Source organism: Flavisolibacter ginsengiterrae DSM 18136 (assembly GCF_059568575.1).
Genome location: NZ_JCANTR010000007.1, coordinates 204,428 through 222,773 on the forward strand (window position 1 = coordinate 204,428; position 18,346 = coordinate 222,773).

An 18,346-nucleotide genomic window follows, 5' to 3' on the forward strand; every position below is an offset into this window, starting at 1 on the left:
TGAACACAATGAAACAATTACTTTTTACCGGAATAATGTTGGTGGTCATTTTCACACAATGCAGTAAATCATCAACTACCGACCCTCAACCTACACCAACTCCTACCCCGTCCGTGTTTTCATTGAAATCCTGGACTGTTGATGGGTGGACTGGTGATATTGCAAGCAGAACGCCGGAAGTAAAACTAAATTTCTCCACCGCGATAAATAAAAGCACGGTTTCCGGTAATATAACTTTCAACCAGAATTCGGGTATCAGTGTACCTTATGATGTTGTTTATAGCAATGCAGATAACACTCTTGCTATAAAACCTACTACACCTTTGGATCCATTAACAAAATACAGGATAACTGTATCAAAAGGGTTAAAATCCACTGCGGGGAGCAACCTGAATGCGGCCACTGAGATTTCATTCATGACCACTATTGATTCTTCTGATAAATTTTCGCAAATCAGTGATTCCACATTGGTTGAACTGGTACAAAAACAAAGCTTTAAATACTTCTGGGATTTTGGCCATCCGGTAAGTGGATTAGCAAGGGAAAGAAATACTTCCGGGGATATCGTTACATCAGGAGGTTCCGGATTTGGCATCATGGCCATACTAACAGGTATACACAGGGGATTTATTACCAGGACAGAGGGACTGACCAGGCTGCAAACCATGGTATCATTTTTAAAAAACACAGCGCAAAAAGTTCATGGAGCGTTCCCGCACTGGATGAATGGTGCTACCGGGGCTATAGTACCTTTCAGCCAAAAAGATAATGGAGCTGACCTGGTTGAAACTTCTTACCTGATGCAGGGCCTTTTGTGTGCGAGGCAATATTTTAATGGCAATGACGCCAATGAAACTACACTACGATCAGATATCAATACCTTATGGAATGGCGTACAATGGAACTGGTTTCGCCGAAATAATGAAAACACCCTCTATTGGCATTATAGTGAGAATTATACCTGGGATATGAATATGCCGATCAAAGGATGGAATGAATGCCTGATAACCTATGTATTGGCCGCGTCTTCTTCAACCTATTCCATTCCCAAAATTGTTTACGATAATGGTTGGGCACAAAACGGGGGTATGAAAAACGGCCAAACCTATTATGGTTATGTTCTACCCCTGGGACCAGAAAAAGGAGGACCTTTATTTTTTAGTCATTATTCTTTTTTAGGAATTAATCCAAACAACCTTACTGATGTCTATGCTGACTACCATACCCAGGTAGTAAATCATACAAAGATCAATTACGAATACTGTAAGTCTAACCCAAATGGTTATTACGGATATAGTGACCAATGCTGGGGACTCACGGCCAGTGATATTCAAAACGGGTACACAGCCAGTTCGCCAACCAATGATGTGGGTGTGATAGCACCAACAGCTGCCTTATCCTCATTTCCATACACACCTACGGAATCTATGAAGGCCTTAAGGTTCTTTTACTATAAGCTTGGTGACAAGTTGTGGGGACCTTATGGATTTTATGATGCTTTCAGCCTGAAGGATGGCTGGTTTGCCAATTCCTACCTGGCTATTGACCAGGGACCAATCATTGTGATGATAGAAAATTACAGAACGGGTTTACTTTGGAATTTATTCACGAGTTGCCCGGAAGTTAAAAATGGAATGAAAACATTGGGTTTTACAGCTCCTTACTTATAATTTTTTTACTGCTGAATGAAAAAAATACTTGTATCCTTACTAGTCTTTCTGCCTTTTATTCCAATGGCTCAGAAAGTTGTACCACTTCAAAGACCTAAGAATCTTTCTGATACGGCACTACTGGAATTAGTGCAAAAGCAGACATTCAAATACTTTTGGGATTTTGCGCATCCTGTGAGTGGATTAGCCAGGGAAAGAAGCAATATTGCTTATGAATATGGCAGCGAAGTGGTTACAACGGGAGGAAGTGGGTTTGGCATCATGTCGGTAATTGTAGCTGCTGAAAGAGGATGGATTAAAAAAGATACAGCAGCTAAATTTTTATTGAAACTTGTAAGCTTTTTAAGCAAGGCCAATTCTTACCATGGTGTATTTCCCCACTGGTTGAACGGTGCTACAGGACAAACCATTCCCTTTAGCCGCAAAGATGACGGGGCAGATCTTGTAGAAAGCTCGTACCTGTTCCAGGGTCTATTGTGTGCACGGCAATATTTTACAGCAGACAACCAGGTTGAAAGAGATTTGCGTAACAGGATTAACTGGCTGTGGAATGATATAGAATGGAACTGGTTTACTAAAGGTGGAGAAGAAGTATTATACTGGCACTGGAGTCCCAATAATGGCTGGGCGATGAACTTCCCCATTCGTGGTTTCAATGAATGCCTGATCGTATATGTTCTGGCAGCCTCTGGCGAGCATTATCCTGTATCCAGTGCTGTTTACCATAGAGGTTGGGCTCAAAGCAACTTTTTTAAAAATGGTAAATTATTTTACAATATTCAATTACCCCTTGGTTTTGATTATGGCGGACCATTATTCTTTAGCCAATATTCATTCCTCGGCCTTGATCCCCGTGGCTTGAAAGACCGGTATGCAGATTACTGGGAACAGAATAAAGCACACACCCTTATCAACAGGGCTTATTGCATGGATAATCCAAAAAAATGGAAAGGCTTTGGCGAGAACTGCTGGGGACTAACGGCAAGTGATAGCTGGGTTGGCTATGCTGCACATTCACCTACAGAAGACCTGGGCGTGATCTCCCCAACGGCTGCACTTTCAGCATTTCCCTATACACCACAATATTCCATGCAGGCTTTGAAACATTTTTATAATGATTTGGGAGATAAAATATGGGGTGATTACGGTTTTATTGACGCCTTTAGTGAATCAAAGAACTGGTATGCGAAATCTAAACTGGCCATTGACCAGGGACCAATCATTGTAATGATTGAAAATTTCAGGACTGGATTGCTTTGGAAATTGTTTATGAGCTGCCCGGAAGTACAGCATGGTCTGCAAAAATTAGGATTTGAAAGCCCACATATAAAAATACCCAATGCTTCAAAATAGAATTCATTGAGAATTAATACTGTAATAATATGCCTGCTGTTTACGCTTGCCTGCAAAGGCCAGGAACCAGCATATACTTACCAGTTCTTTGTCAACAGCGCCATGGCAGGTAATTATTTTTATAGTAAGGTTGTTACAGAAGGCAAGTCCTATGTAAAAACTCAAAGCGGTCGATTGCCTGTCAATGACATGCATTTTTTTACTCCAGGCAACTCCCTGCAATTGGAATATAAAAACAGTCCAGGGGGAAACTGGAAGGCTTTCATCTTCAAACCACAGTTCAGAGGCCAGGATCATTTTAATCCTTCCCGGTTTCTTTCCTTTCACGCATTTGGGCAACCAGGTATTTCCAGGCATACGCTTCCTTATGTACAGCTTTTATTACAAGACAGTAGCCTGACAAAAAAGATAGCTATCTCTATGCAGTCTCAAAATAAATGGGAGCAGGTAAATATACCGCTAACAGCATTTGGCAAAGGTGTTTTAAGCGATCCCAGGCAGATCATTGGGATCGTTTTTTCTCAACAGGGAAATAGTGAAACTAATCAACGCATTTTCCTGGATGACCTGGAACTAACCGACTCAATAAATAATAAAAGTATAAATGACAGACCTGCTATTCAATCTGTAAAGGGATACGCAAAACATATTGATATCAATTGGATGCCTTTAACAGACTCAAATGTCAAATATGTAAAGATCTATAGGTCTGCGAATGGAAAAGTGTATAAACCAGTTGGCATACAAACCAGGTTTATTAATAGATATTCAGATTACGTTGGAGTAACTGGAAGATCCTACCAGTACAGGATCTCCTTTTTACATTCAGACTACAAAGAAACGACACAATCAAAACCATTTACCGGCAGTACCAGGTCTATGAATGATGACCAACTGATGGACATGGTACAGGAAGCCTGCTTCAGGTACTATTGGGAAGGTGCAGAACAAAACAGTGGAATGGCCAGGGAAAACATACCTGGCAGGCAATCCATGATCGCTGCAGGCGCATCCGGGTTTGGTATTATGGCACTTTTAGTAGGTGCAGAACGGAAATTTATCAACAGGCAACAATTGGTAGACCGCTTCAAAAAGATCGTGAGTTTCCTTGAAAAAGCAGAAACATTTCATGGCGCTTTTCCTCATTTCATTGCAGGGAATACCGGAAAAGTGGAACCTTTTTTTGGTCGAAGAGATAATGGTGGAGACCTGGTTGAAACATCATTCCTATTACAAGGGTTGATAGCTGCAAGGGCATATTTCAAAGAAAATAATAATGATGAAGAACAGATAAGAAAAGGTATTACAACCATTTGGGAAAGAATAGAATGGGATTGGTACAGGAGATTTCCCGACAGTAAATTCCTGTACTGGCATTGGTCGCCTGACCAGGAATGGATCATCAACCACAGGTTGATCGGCTGGAATGAGACCATGATAACCTATCTTTTAGCTATAGCCTCTCCTACCCACTCCGTACCCGCCAGTTTATATTACTCAGGTTGGGCCAACCAGGACAGCACCGGACAACAATACCGAAGTGCCTGGGGAGGAACAAGGGAAGGATCCATGTATACGAATGGTAACACCTATTATGGAATTAAGCTGGATGTTGGTGTTTCTAACGGTGGCCCGCTTTTCTTTACGCATTACTCTTATATGGGTTACGATCCCCACCAGTTGACCGACAGGTACACCAATTACTTTACCAATAACCAGCACATAGCGCAGATCAACCTCCAATATTGTATCTCTAACCCTCATCATTATAAAGGGCATAGTGATAGCAGTTGGGGCCTTACAGCCAGCGATGGTCCTTTTGATTATTCTGCAGATGAACCGGTATTCAATCGTGACCCAGGCAAGATAGCACCTACAGGTGCATTGGCTTCATTTCCTTATACTCCACAAGAGTCCATGAATGCCTTAAAGAATTACTATTACAACTATGGAAAATTCCTGTGGGGAGAATACGGTTTTCGGGATGCCTTTGACCTTAATGAAAACTGGTGTTCAGATATCTATATGGGATTGAACCAGGCACCTATAGTAGTGATGATGGAAAATTACAGGACCGGGTTGATCTGGAAGTTATTCATGGGTGATAAGGATGTACAAAATGGTTTACAGAAGTTGAATACAGAAACCGCGAAAAGAAAATAACCTGATAGCTAATTAATGGCATTATGCCTGATCATATCTCATTTTTACAATTGTTTGTTTTGATTAAGAAATACAGTTCACAAAAAATAGCGGCCATTTTTCACCTGGCATTGTTGCTGGCCTTTTCTTTTCCATTATTTGCACAAAAGGCACATAAGGTAATCTTCATTATAGCAGATGGCATCCCTGCTGATGTAATTGAAAGATTACCGACACCAGCATTGGATGCAATAAGCAAGGTTGGAGGGTATGCACGTGCATACGTAGGCGGAGAGAAAGGTGGGTTCTCCGAAACCCCTACCATTTCAGCAGTAGGTTACAATAGCTTGCTTACAGGCACTTGGGTCAATAAACACAATGTATGGGATAATGATATCGTAGCACCTAATTATGCTTACTGGAATATTTTCAGGTTTTTTAAAAACCAGTATCCAGGTAAGAAAACTGCAGTTTTTTCAACCTGGCAGGACAACCGGACCAAATTGGTAGGAAGTGATGCCAGGGCAGCGGGCAACCTGGAACCTGACTTTCACCTGGATGGTATGGAACTGGATACAGTCAACTTTCCACATGATACAGCAGGATATTTTTATCACATTATCGATGAGGTGGTAACAGATACTACCGTTTCAAACATTAGACAAAAAGCGCCGGACCTGACATGGGTATATTTGGAATACACAGATGAAATGGGACATCGACATGGTAATAGTTCCTACCTTGACAATGCCATCCTGATGCTCGATAAGCAGATCCATAAAATATGGCAGGCTATTCAATATCGCCAGCAAAATTTCAAAGAAGAATGGGAACTTTATATTACTACTGATCATGGCAGGGATTCGTCTGGTTACAATCATGGCGGGCAGAGTCAAAGAGAACGCACCACCTGGATCGTTACCAATGCAAAGGGATTGAATGAAAGGTTTACAAAAGAACAACCAGCTATTGTTGATATCATGCCTTCTATGGCCCGTTTCCTACAAATTAACATACCCCGTGAACAATTAATGGAAGTAGATGGTATCCCATTGACTGGTAAAATATCAGCTACCAATGCCAGGGCTACCCTCATTAAAAATAAAATCAGGGTAAGCTGGAAAGCGATAGATAAAACAGGGAAAGCCAAGATTTGGCTCGCCACTACCAATGCCTTTAAGACTGGTGGCAGGGATAAATACCAGATGATAGCAACCATACCTGTTGGCGCGCAAACGGCAATGATCGATGTAATGAAAAATCCATCCGGCTTTTATAAAATAGTCCTTGAAATGCCCTATAACATGTTGAACCGTTGGATAGTGGTCAATAAAAAATGAAGCAATGAACAGTAAGTTTTACATCACCTTTATAAGCATCGCAATATTATGCTGTAGCAGCTCTCTGTATGCTCAAAAAACAAAACAGGCAGCTAAGGCTGATCCTGATACGATACCACCCGTGGGTATCATAAAAGGATTGAGCGATGATCAACTCCTTGAAGTTGTGCAAAAGCAAACTTTCCGTTTTTTCTGGCATGGAGCACATCCTGTAAGTGGTCTGGCCCTTGAAAGAAGTAATACGGTACTGGCGGAACATTACTGGGACTATATCAATGAAGCCTGGGGTGAACCCAATTTCAGCAAAACACCTTTTGGTCCCGATGCAGGTGCCATTGGTGGAACAGGATTCGGTATCATGAGTACTGTGGTTGCCGTCAGCAGGGGCTGGATAGGTCGTGATACAGCAGTGAGGCGGTTAATAAAAATTGCTGACTTCCTCATCAAAGCGGATTGCTACCATGGCATCTATCCGCATTTTATGAATGGAAGGACTGGGAAAACGATTCCATTTGATCGTTTGGATGATGGAGCTGATATAGTTGAAACATCATACCTCCTGATGGGATTCTTGTGTGCACGGGAATATTTCAACAATGATACACCAAGGGAGGTGTATCTCCGTAAACGTATCAACCAGATGTGGGGTGCCGCCAACTGGAACTGGCATACAAAAGGAGAAAACAAATTGTACTGGCACTGGAGTCCTAATAACGACTTTGATATGAACTTTCCTGTGTGGGGATGGAATGAATGCCTGATCACTTATATAATGGCAGCCTCCTCTCCTAACCATTCCATCTCCAAAGATGTGTATAATGGATCCTGGGTAGGAAGTCCCGGCTTTAAAAACGGAAAGGAATATTATGGATTCAAACTTCCACTGGGAAATTATGATAAGGATAAAGGTGGACCCCTTTTCTTTGAACAATATACCTTCCAGGGTATTGATCCCGATGGCTTAAAGGATTCTCTTGGTAATGACTATTTTATGCAGGGGAAAAATCACACCCTTATCAACAGGGCCTATTGCATTGAAAATCCTAAAAAGTATAAAGGTTATAGTGAAACCTGCTGGGGACTAACGGCCGGTGATAGTTATAAAGGATATGTAGCACATAGCCCGGAAAATGATTTTGGCGTGATACAACCAACAGCAGCCATTTCTTCCATGCCATATACACCAAAGGAAAGCATGCAGGCATTACGGTATTTCTATTATGTATTAGGAAATAAGATATGGAGCAAGTATGGTTTTGTTGACGGCTTCAGCATTCACCATAACTGGTATGCGAAAAGCCACCTGGCCATTGACCAGGGACCTATTGTGGTGATGCTGGAGAATTACAGGACGGGATTGATCTGGAAGCTTTTCATGCAGATATCGGATATCCGGAATGGATTACAAAAATTGGGATTTACCAGTAAATGGTTTAAAGAAAAATAGTTGCAGAACTTATTTCACCACTTAAAATTACCTCTTATGAAAGATAAAATATCAAGAGAACGATTTTTAAAAATGACTGCTTTAGCAGGTGCTGGACTACTGGTATCCTCCCTGGAAAGCTGGGCTGTCTCAACCAATGCCAAAAAGATCAGGGTGGCAATAATAGGCTGCGGCAGTGTAAGTAACAGGTACCTGCCCCAATTGCAATCCTCCTCCCTGATTGAAGTGGTCAGCCTTTGCGATATCAAATATGATCGTGCACTTGCCCAGAATAAGCAATACAAGGTGAATGCGGCTACCTATCCTCATATTGATGCCATGCTCAAAGGTGTGCCATTTGACATGATGGTTACACTGACCGACATGCAGGTTCATGGAGACCTGAATAAAAAAGCATTGCAGGCAGGAAAACATGTGTGGAGTGAAAAACCCATGGCCAACACCTATGCTGAAGGCAAAGCTTTGCTGGACCTGGCCAGATCCAAAAAATTGAGGATATGGGGCGCACCAGCAGTGGTAAATAGCCCGCAGTTTGCTTTTATGAGCAAGACTATACAAGCAGGAAAACTGGGACGCCTGGCAAGTGCACATGGTCAATATGGCCATACAGGCCCCGGATGGTCGGCTTTCTTTTACGAAAAGGGAGGTGGCAGTATGCCGGACCTTGGTGTGTATAATATGGCTACTCTTACTGGTCTGTTGGGGCCAGCAAAGGCGGTAATGGCCATGACAAGCATTATTACTCCTGAAAGAACGGTGGACGACAAAGGAAAAATAAAAGTGGAAGCAGAAGATAATGCACATCTTCTTTTAGAACATGACAAAGGGGTGATCAGTCATGTTATGTGTGGATTTAATTTTTTTGATACACACGGCCACGAGGCTAAAGACCAGAAACTTCACTCCATTCAGATATTTGGGAATAAAGGAAATATGCGCCTCATAGGTTATGATTGGGAAACCAATGGCGTCGTTCTTGACAATTCAGAAACGGAACCTGCGCAATTGCTTGAAACAGAAAAAGGCGGGTATGAATGGCAGGAAGGCGGAAGAGTAACCGCTGAAAGTATTGTAACCGGAAAAGAACCCCGCATTAATGTAGAACATGCTTTGCATGTGCTGGAAATTATTGAAGCTGCCAGGAAATCGTCTGATACAGGTATGAAAATCAAATTAAAAAGCAAATTTCCATGGCCTATGGTCTGATTGGCTAGTTTCTTACAGGGAATAAGGTTTAATTTTATAAGCCCTTAATACACCAGCTATGTCAAGTTTTCAAATCTCCGGCAGCCAGATCAGTGATTACCATCGTGATGGTTATATCATTATCAAAGGCTTTCTTACCACGGATGAGGCCAATAAACTATTCAAGATCGCAACTGGTGATGAAACCATGCGCCAACATGCATTTGATCTGAATGACCAGTCAGGCAAAAAAACAAAACTTACCTTATGGTACACGCCCGGAGATGATGCCTATGGCCTACTCACCAAAAGCAGGAGAATGGTTGCTTCTGTCGATCAATTATTGGATGGTACGGCTGCAGTATGTCATTTTCATTCCAAATTGATGCAAAAAGAACCGCGGGTAGGTGGCGCATGGGAATGGCACCAGGATTATGGATACTGGTATAAGAATGAGTTTTTATTTCCCGATCAAATGATGTCCGTAATGATCGCTATCACAGAAGCCAACCAGGCTAATGGATGCCTCCAGGTGATCAGGGGCTCGCATAAAATGGGTCGCATAGAACATGGCTTTGCTGGTGAACAGGTGGGCGCTTCTCAACATTATGTTGACCTGGCGCTGAAAACAATGGAACATGTATATGTGGATCTGTCACCAGGAGATGCCTTGTTCTTTCATAGCAACCTGCTGCACCGGTCAGAAGCCAACCTTTCAGAGAAACCACGGTGGTCTCTGATTAGCGTATATAACAGGAGCAGCAATGTACCCTACAACGAACCTTCACAATCCAGCACCATACCCCTGCAGGTGGTAGAAGATGAAGCATTGATGAACACTCCTTCTGTAACTACTCTTAGCACGAATTTCCTTGATAAGGAAAAAGACGAAGCATTGAAATAAATTACAACCTATGAATTTATTTACAATATCACCTATCGGGCAACATTTTGGCCTTGCCTTTATAAGGGTGTTTGTTGGAGGATTTATGATGTATCACGGGTGGGAAGTATTTGACGAACAGAAGATGAATAGCTACCTGCAATGGGATCAGTTTAAAGATGCTTCTGCTGCCACCAGAGTTTACACAGGAAAGATCATTGAATTGGCCGGTGGTCTTTTGTTATTGGCAGGATTATTCACAAGATTCTCGGCATTGCTGATTGCTGGCACCATGTTCTATATTAGCTTCTTCCTTGGTACCGGAAAAATTTGGTACGAAGATCAACATCCCTTTATGTTTGTATTGCTGGCGCTGTTATTCTTTTTCATGGGGCCCGGTAAGTATAGCCTTGATCATTTGCTTTGGAACAAAAAAATGGCAGCATGAAAACAAAACGGGTAAGAATGCATATACAACAAGGGCTCTTTTTATTCATCCTGTTTTTCTTACCTTTTAGTTTAATGGCACAGGATACTTCTTTGTATAAACACCAGTATTATATTGAAAAGAAAGACTCCCTGCCCTACCGGGTACTATTACCAGTTGACTATGATCCATCAATAAAATATCCTTTGATCCTGTTCCTGCATGGCTCAGGAGAAAGGGGGAAAGATAATGAGTCACAATTGATCCATGGAGGGGAGTTTTTCTTAAGAGATTCCATCAGGAAACGATTCAAGGCCATTGTGGTGTTTCCTCAATGCAGCAACAACAGTTACTGGAGTAATGTAAATATCATTTCAGATACCATACAAAAAACACAATTCTTTAATTTCCAGGAAGATGGAGACCCTACATCAGCCATGTCTTTATTACTGGGCTTAACCAAACAACTATCCAAAAAATATCGGCTGGATGAAAACAGGTTGTATGTTGGCGGTCTTTCCATGGGCGGAATGGGAACTTTTGAACTGGTAAGAAGAAAACCAAAACTTTTTGCGGCGGCTTTTGCCATTTGCGGGGGCGCCAATGCTTCTACTGCAGACGAAATGAAAAATACTGCCTGGTGGATATTTCATGGATTAAAAGACAATGTAGTCGACCCCATCCACAGCAAGATCATAACAGCAGCATTAAAAGCCGCAGGTGCAGATGTAAGGTTAACTTTGTATCCCGATGCCAATCATAATAGCTGGGATGCTGCTTTTGCGGAAAAAGAATTGCTACCCTGGTTGTTTTCTCATCACAAATAAGCACTATGAAGAAATTCTCCCATTATTTCTTTTTTCTCTTACTTATCATTCCTGGCAAAACTGCCTTATTCGCCCAGGCAAATCAAAGAACCTATTGCAATCCTATTAATATCGATTACGGTTATACGCCTATTCCCAATTTCAGTGAATGGGGAAGACATAGGGCTACGGCTGATCCTGTGATCGTTAACTATAAAGGTGACTTTTACCTGTTTTCTACCAACCAATGGGGTTATTGGTGGAGTCATGATATGCTCAAATGGAATTACGTGTCAAAACGGTTCTTGCGCCCCTGGAACGAAGGGTATGATGAATTGTGCGCACCGGCGGTAGGCATCATTGGCGATACCATGCTTGTTTTTGGATCTACCTATACCAGGCAGTTTACTATCTGGATGAGTACGAATCCAAAGGCGAATGAATGGAAGCCTTTGGTGGATTCCTTTGATATTGGAGGATGGGATCCCGCATTTTTTACTGACACCGACGGGCGGTTTTATATGTATAATGGAAGCAGCAACAAGTACCCGTTATATGGAATTGAATTGAACAGAAAAACCATGCAACCTATCGGGACAAGAAAGGAAATGTACCTGTTGGAGCCAGACAGGTATGGATGGCAACGATTTGGAGAATACCTTGACAATACTTTCCTGGATCCATTTATTGAAGGTTCCTGGATGACTAAACACAATGGAAAGTATTATTTACAATACGGAGCCCCTGGTACAGAATTCAGTGGCTATGCAGATGGCGTGGTTGTAGGCCCGGAACCATTAGGCTTTTTCACCCCACAATCAGATCCACTTTCCTGGAAGGCAGGAGGCTTTGCACGTGGAGCCGGTCACGGTGCTACATTCACAGATAATCAAAACAACTACTGGCACATTTCTACCATCGCCATTTCAGTAAAGAATAATTTTGAACGCCGCCTGGGCATATGGCCTGCCGGTTTTGACAAGGATGATGTAATGTGGTGCAATACGGCCTTTGGCGATTATCCCCATTGGGCACCGTACCAGGACAAAACAGAACATGGAGGATTCACAGGCTGGATGTTGCTGAATTATAATAAACCGGTCCAGGTATCATCAACACTCGGCAGCTATTATCCTAATAATGCCGTTGATGAAAATATCAAAACTTACTGGAGTGCCATGTCTGCTAACAAAGGAGAATGGATACAAACAGACCTGGGTACCATATCCACAGTAAATGCCATCCAGCTGAATTATGCTGACCAGGATGTAGATTCCTCCTTCCTTGGCAAGTCATTGAATGTTTACCACCAATATAAGATCTACCAGTCCACTGACGGAAAAAAATGGCAGCTGCTTGTAGATAAGAGCAAAAACAGGACGGATGTTCCACATGATTATATTGAGCTATCTAAACCTGTACAAACAAGGTTTCTTAAGTTGGAAAATATTCATATGCCTACAGGCAAATTTGCCATCAGTGGCTTCAGGGTTTTTGGAAAAGGTTCGGGGAATATTCCTGACACGGTAAAAAGCTTTATTGTATTAAGAACGGAAAAGGACAAACGAAGTGCCTGGATCAAATGGAGTCCTGTAAATAATGCCTATGCCTATAATATTTATATGGGCACGGCACCAGATAAATTGTACAATAATATTATGATCTATAATGCCAATGAATATTATTACAAGGGCATGGATCGCACAAAGCCTTATTATTTCCAGGTTGAGGCCATCAATGAAAATGGCGTATCACAACGAACAAAAGTGATTCGTGTTGATTAATATTAAATAGGAGAAAGTATGACAAGAATTATGAAATTTCTGATCGGCTTAATGATCCTCGCAGGGTGTAAGGAAACCGTAGTTGCCCAGGTACCGTATCAAAATGATATCCAGGCTTTCAAAAGAGCAGACAGCATTTCCGCACCTCCCAGACATGCCATTGTATTTGTTGGCAGTTCATCATTTACCAAATGGACTGATGTTGCGGATTATTTTCCTGGTTATACCATTATCAACAGGGGCTTTGGAGGCTCTACGCTACCCGATGTGATCCGTTTCGCGCCTGAAACGATATTGAAGTATCATCCAAAACAAGTGCTGGTATATTGCGGGGATAATGACCTTGCCTCTTCAGATACAGTAACACCTTTAATGGTACTGGCCAGGTTCAAAAAACTGTTTTATATCATTCGTAAAAATGAACCAAAGGCAAACATTGCCTATGTATCCATAAAACCCAGTCCCAGCAGGGAACACCTGATGCCAAAAATGGAAAGGGCCAATGCCCTGATCAAAGCATTCCTGGCTAAGCAAAAAAACAGTGCTTTTATTAATATTTATGATGTTATGCTGGGACCCGATCATAAACCCAGAGGCGATATCTTTATTGAGGATAATTTACACATGAATGCAAAGGGCTATGCTCTATGGAAGGAAATCATTAAACCATATCTAATAAAATAAAGGCAATGAAAGGATTAAAAATAATAGCTGCAGGCCTATTGTTGTTTTCAACTTATAGGGGTAACAGCCAGGTGACTAATACAGCTACAGAAGCTAAAATGAATACGTTTGTCAGGAACCTGATGAGCAAAATGACACTCGATGAAAAGTTGGGTCAATTGAACCTGCCCGGAGCCGGGGATATTACAACAGGCCAGGCAGGAAGTTCAGATATTGCAGGCAAGATCAAGGCAGGCAAGGTTGGTGGACTCTTTAATATTAAAGGAGTAGAAAAGATCAGGGCAGTGCAGAGAGTCGCTGTCGAAGAAAGCCGACTGAAGATCCCTCTCATTTTCGGAATGGATGTGATCCATGGCTATCAAACCGCTTTCCCTATTCCATTGGGTTTGGCTTGTACATGGAATATGGAAGCAATAGAAAAATCTGCAAGAATAGCAGCTACCGAGGCAAGTGCAGATGGGATTTGCTGGACATTCTCCCCTATGGTAGATATTTCGCGTGACGCACGCTGGGGACGTATTGCCGAAGGCAGCGGTGAAGATCCTTTCCTTGGTTCTGAGATCGCCAGGGCAATGGTAAGAGGTTACCAGGGCACAGATCTTACAAAGAACAATACCATCATGGCCTGCGTCAAACATTTTGCATTATATGGTGCAGCAGAAGCAGGACGGGATTACAATACTACGGACATGAGTCATTTCCGTATGTATAACGAATACTTACCCCCTTATAAAGCAGCTATTGACGCAGGCGCGGGAAGTGTCATGAGTTCTTTTAATACAATTGATGGCATCCCTGCCAGTGCCAACCGCTGGTTAATGACCGACCTTTTACGCAAGCAGTGGGGATTTAAAGGATTTGTAGTTACAGACTATACGGCCATCAATGAAATGATTGACCACGGAATGGGTGACCTGCAAACTGTTTCAGCCCTGGCGCTGAAAGCCGGTATTGATATGGACATGGTGGGTGAAGGATTTTTAACCACATTGAAAAAATCATTGAAAGAAGGCAAGGTAAACCAACAGGACATTGATGTTGCCTGCAGACGTGTATTGGAGGCCAAGTATAAACTGGGACTCTTCGATGACCCTTACAAATACTGCGATATTCAACGCTCCAAAACCGAGATCTATACACCGCAAAATTTAAAAGATTCCAGGAGCATTGCTGCAGAAAGCTTTGTACTCCTGAAGAATCAAAACAATATTTTACCCATTAAAAAGAGTGGTACGATTGCTCTTGTCGGGCCTTTGGCAGATGCCAGGGAAAATATGCCTGGCACCTGGAGCGTGGCCACAGACTTTACCAAGCCTATTACCGTTTTAGAAGGACTTAAAAATGCAGTGGGCAATAATGCCAGGATCCTGTATGCAAAAGGCTCCAACCTGGATGCGGATAGTGCATTCGTTGAAAGAGCTACGATGTTTGGAAAAACGTTGAAGCGTGATACCAGTTCTGTAGCTACTTTAAGACAACAGGCTCTGGACATTGCAGCCCAGGCCGACGTAATCGTAGCAACTTTGGGAGAGGCAGCAGAGATGAGTGGGGAAAGTTCCAGCCGTTCCAATATTGATATCCCTCAAACACAAAAAGACCTTTTAGCAGCGCTGTTACAAACAGGCAAACCTGTAGTATTGGTATTATTTACCGGCCGGCCCCTTACCATCAAATGGGAATCAGAACATGTGCCTGCCATTCTGAATGTATGGTTTGGCGGATCTGAAGCCGGCAATGCTATTGGAGATGTTTTATTTGGTGATGTAAATCCTTCAGGCAAACTCACAACTACGTTTCCACAGAATATAGGCCAGGTTCCCATGTATTACAACCATATGAACACTGGCCGCCCGCTGGAACAGGGTAAATGGTTCCAGAAATTCCGCTCGAATTACCTGGATGTTTCCAATGAACCTGTATATCCCTTTGGTTATGGTTTAAGCTATACCACGTTTAGTTATAGCAATATCACGCTAAGCAAAGATCAAATGCGCCCAACGGATAAAATAACTGCTTCTGTAACTGTTACCAATACAGGGACAAAAGAGGGCAAGGAAGTAGTGCAGCTTTATATTCGTGACATGGTGGGAAGTGTGTCAAGACCGGTAAAGGAATTAAAAGGATTTCAAAAGATTAGCCTGAAACCAGGCGAGTCCAGGAAAGTAAGTTTTACTATTGGAGTCAATGATCTTAAGTTTTATAACAGTGACCTGAAATGGGTTTCAGAGCCTGGAGATTTCAAGGTATTTATTGGAACCAATTCATCAGATGTAAAAGAAGCTTCTTTTAAATTGTTGGCTAAATAAGTTATAGCCATATGAATAAAAATGCCTGTTCTCAAAGAACGGGCATTATTATTTTAATCTCACTATCTAATCGTGATCCTTTCAGCACTTCAACATATTTGATACTTATAATTGCCTGCAGAGCTTCACTGGTAATTTTATTCCTGGCTTGGCCGGAGGTAAAATTATTTCCAGGGACAAGGGATAATGCCACTAGCGGGTCTGGTGCCCCGAAGAATAACCGATACTTCGAAAGTATTGGGCTTGCGGGTAGCCTGGTTTAGTTTTGAAACTGTAAGATCGTAGCTTACACCAAACTGCATGTCCTTATAAGCCAGTCCGACATAGGGCACAATGGCATTCTTTGACCAATACCATACGCCTGCCGTGATCAGCGATTCATTTTCATCTTCGAGGTAATAACCTACAGCCCCACCAACGGAGAAATACTTTGCCTGGTCCTGGAACTGGTAAATGCCATTGATGTTGAGCACTGTTCGCTCATCAAGGAAGGTCTCATAATTGGCATGTCCTACCTTCCTGATGGCCAAAACTTGTTTATCATCTTCCAGGAAAGTTTGTTTGGGCTTATTCACATGAAACGCGGCAACCCCAAAATCAAGATTACTGGTTTCATTAGTGATGCTATAGGTAAGTCCGGCACTTAAAGAAATATAACCCTTCATATTGGCTAGCGCAGCTTCTCCCGTTGGCAGGTTTGTATTAAAGCCATACCCTGTAAATTGCTCTTCCCAATCCAGGCGGCTAAAGTCAACTGTGCGATGACCATAAATGCCGCCAAAGCCAATTCCCAATTTGTGCTTGTTACCTGCATCTATGAGTTTGATCCGGTAGGAAATGTCCAGCGATCCATAAATACTTTTAGCCACTCCCCCCATAGCCCTGTCAAACATCAGCATCCCTCCCACGCCCAGCACATTGCCTTCCTCCACACCGGCCATCTTATCCTGCATCACCTTTCGGTCATAGGAAATAGAGCCGGTCATATAAGGGCTGGCAGGCCCTATCCACTGGTCCCTGAGATTGGAGACCATACGCCAGTCTGCATTAATATTGGCTGTTAAAGCAGGATTGATATTGAGTGGGGAAGAAAAAAACTGTGAGAAGCTCGGATCCTGTCCATAGCTCTCTCCGGCCCCAAGGGCCCATATGAAAGCTGTCAATAGCAGGATCTTTCTCATAGACAAGTTTACCTCATTAATATGGAATTTCCACTCCGTTTATAATGTTTTCCATCCTCTCCCCTTGCTTCCAGTGTCCAGGTATATACATCCTGCACCTGGGCTTTTCCATTGAATATGCCATCCCATCCCTTACCTATCTCATTGGTCTCGTACATCAGCTGACCCCAACGATCGAATATCCTAAAGTAATAGATCTCGGCGATATTTACACACAATGGTCGCAATACATCATTATGACCATCCTTATTAGGACTCCAGGCCTTCGGAACAAAGATATCTGAACGGATCAGTGGTCCCTGACTGCGCATTACCACAAGAACTGTATCTACCACTTTACAACCATTGTCAGGAGTTAAAGTAATGGTATACTGAACCGAATGGTCATAATTAAATACAGGGTCAATCACATCCGTACGGTTCAACCCGGCAGGAGGATTCCATCGGTAAGTGTAATTACTACCCAGGTTTCTGGCCTGCAAAGGTGTAGCTGTATTAGCTGTAGTTGTCACATTTGGATACCGGATTCCTGATTGCTGCGTTTGAACAGTAATGGTTATCGCGCTATTTGGTGCATTATTACTGCACTTGGCATCTGTAACACTCAATAAAGTATACGTGGTGGTTGCAGTTGGTGACACTGTTAATTCATATGGTGAAGCACCAATATTATTGATCACATGATTGGTTACACCATCTGAATACACCACGGTCCATGGTGCTGCGCCAGTAAGCGCAATGGCCAAGGTGGTACTGGATCCCTCGCAGATTGGATTGCCACCGCTTACAGTTGCCGTTGCCAATGGAGTGGTTACCAGGTTCAAGGTAACTATAGAATCACACCCTGCAATGTTATGAAGCGTAGTATTATAGGTACCTGCCTGCATGATATTCTGACCATTCCACACATAAGGAAGGCTATTGGCACAAACAGTAACATTATCAGTTGCACCTGTAATTACCTGTGCAATTTCAAGCACCAGTGAAGCAATGGAATCACATCCAGCAGCATTAGTAGTGATATAAGTATAGGTACCTGCCTGGGTGTACTGTTTTCCATTCCATGTATATGGCAATTGGGCAGGACATACAGTTAGTGTGGTAATGGAAGTTGTCAATTGCTTGATCGTCAGATGCA

At 42.4% G+C, this 18,346-nt stretch carries 14 protein-coding genes; 12 read left to right on the top strand and 2 right to left on the bottom strand.

The window, feature by feature from the left end; genetic code table 11:
- Nucleotides 1-8 precede the first annotated feature (8 nt).
- The 12 genes from BP74_RS09755 to bglX are packed head-to-tail and all read left to right on the top strand — an operon-like array spanning nt 9 to nt 16,027.
- A complete protein-coding gene (locus BP74_RS09755) occupies nt 9-1,670 on the top strand; it encodes a glucoamylase family protein (protein WP_496373538.1) in 1,662 nt (553 codons plus the stop codon).
- A gap of 15 nt (nt 1,671-1,685) precedes the next feature.
- Nucleotides 1,686-3,023 (top strand): glucoamylase family protein, encoded by a 1,338-nt coding sequence (locus tag BP74_RS09760; protein WP_496373540.1) that lies wholly within the window; start codon nt 1,686-1,688, stop codon nt 3,021-3,023.
- A gap of 6 nt (nt 3,024-3,029) precedes the next feature.
- On the top strand, nt 3,030-5,186 hold the full coding sequence (locus BP74_RS09765) for a glucoamylase family protein (RefSeq protein ID WP_496373542.1): 2,157 nt from the start codon (nt 3,030-3,032) through the stop codon (nt 5,184-5,186).
- Nucleotides 5,187-5,209: 23 nt separating this feature from the next.
- Complete coding sequence (locus tag BP74_RS09770) at nt 5,210-6,505, top strand: alkaline phosphatase family protein (protein WP_496373544.1); 1,296 nt, start codon at nt 5,210-5,212, stop codon at nt 6,503-6,505.
- A gap of 4 nt (nt 6,506-6,509) precedes the next feature.
- A complete protein-coding gene (locus tag BP74_RS09775) occupies nt 6,510-7,952 on the top strand; it encodes a glucoamylase family protein (RefSeq protein WP_496373546.1) in 1,443 nt (480 codons plus the stop codon).
- A gap of 36 nt (nt 7,953-7,988) precedes the next feature.
- On the top strand, nt 7,989-9,158 hold the full coding sequence (locus BP74_RS09780; protein WP_496373548.1) for a Gfo/Idh/MocA family protein: 1,170 nt from the start codon (nt 7,989-7,991) through the stop codon (nt 9,156-9,158).
- A gap of 58 nt (nt 9,159-9,216) precedes the next feature.
- Nucleotides 9,217-10,041 carry a phytanoyl-CoA dioxygenase family protein gene (locus tag BP74_RS09785; RefSeq protein WP_496373550.1) on the top strand — a complete coding sequence of 275 codons (825 nt, stop codon included), beginning with the start codon at nt 9,217-9,219 and terminating at the stop codon, nt 10,039-10,041.
- A 10-nt stretch (nt 10,042-10,051) separates the two neighbouring features.
- The gene (locus BP74_RS09790) at nt 10,052-10,468 is read left to right on the top strand and encodes a DoxX family membrane protein (protein ID WP_496373552.1); all 417 of its coding nucleotides are present in this window, start codon (nt 10,052-10,054) and stop codon (nt 10,466-10,468) included.
- Between the two features lie 17 nt (nt 10,469-10,485).
- Nucleotides 10,486-11,274, top strand: a complete 789-nt coding sequence (locus BP74_RS09795) for a carboxylesterase family protein (RefSeq protein WP_496373554.1) — start codon at nt 10,486-10,488, stop codon at nt 11,272-11,274.
- A gap of 5 nt (nt 11,275-11,279) precedes the next feature.
- Nucleotides 11,280-13,037: a family 43 glycosylhydrolase gene (locus tag BP74_RS09800; protein ID WP_496373556.1), complete on the top strand. Its 1,758-nt coding sequence runs from the start codon at nt 11,280-11,282 to the stop codon at nt 13,035-13,037.
- Between the two features lie 30 nt (nt 13,038-13,067).
- Nucleotides 13,068-13,721 (top strand): GDSL-type esterase/lipase family protein, encoded by a 654-nt coding sequence (locus tag BP74_RS09805; RefSeq protein ID WP_496373558.1) that lies wholly within the window; start codon nt 13,068-13,070, stop codon nt 13,719-13,721.
- 5 nt (nt 13,722-13,726) lie between these two features.
- Nucleotides 13,727-16,027 (top strand): beta-glucosidase BglX, encoded by a 2,301-nt coding sequence (bglX, locus tag BP74_RS09810; protein ID WP_496373560.1) that lies wholly within the window; start codon nt 13,727-13,729, stop codon nt 16,025-16,027.
- A gap of 164 nt (nt 16,028-16,191) precedes the next feature.
- On the opposite strand, the gene BP74_RS09815 is transcribed toward bglX, so the two are convergent.
- Entirely contained in the window at nt 16,192-17,208 is a 1,017-nt protein-coding gene (locus BP74_RS09815) for a PorP/SprF family type IX secretion system membrane protein (RefSeq protein WP_496373562.1), read from the bottom strand.
- A gap of 8 nt (nt 17,209-17,216) precedes the next feature.
- Nucleotides 17,217-18,346: T9SS type B sorting domain-containing protein (locus tag BP74_RS09820; RefSeq protein ID WP_496373564.1), on the bottom strand; the 1,130-nt coding region annotated here is incomplete at its 5' end.